This window comes from Bacillus sp. SIMBA_074, from assembly GCF_046534555.1.
GTDB lineage: Bacteria > Bacillota > Bacilli > Bacillales > Bacillaceae_G > Bacillus_A > Bacillus_A mycoides.
This window is the reverse complement of the sequence record NZ_JAWRYM010000166.1, coordinates 1-382: the sequence shown is the minus strand read 5'-3', so window position 1 is coordinate 382 and position 382 is coordinate 1. Positions and strand designations below refer to the sequence as shown.

Annotated in this window: 1 protein-coding gene; it reads right to left on the bottom strand. The window is 51.0% G+C overall.

Annotated elements, in window-relative coordinates; translation table 11 throughout:
* The coding region (locus SB773_RS30330; RefSeq protein ID WP_410593901.1) for an amidohydrolase family protein at nt 1-382 on the bottom strand (382 nt) is incomplete at both ends.

Genomic DNA, 382 nt, shown 5'->3' with positions numbered 1-382 from the left:
GATTTGTCTTACAGGCAGGGTCCTTGATGATATCGACATAGTTCATGATCTCGCCCAGACAAATAATTTCTTCCGAACGTAAAAGCTCGTCCATATCCGGAATTTCCACAGAGCCCCCGGTTGTTTCCATCGAGGTCGCTGGCACAGAGCTAGGGATCGCGTACTTCATATCTACGACACAGTCCTGGCTGGCGCGAATCATCTCTTTGATCCCTTCGATGCCAAATACATTGGCCATTTCATGTGGCTCCGGCACAATCGTCGTCACCCCATTTTGGATCAAGCCATAGGAAAAGGTCTCTGGCGTCACCATCGTGCTCTCGATGTGCAGATGGATGTCGACCAGACCTGGAATCATGTAGCGACCGCGACCAGCGAGAAC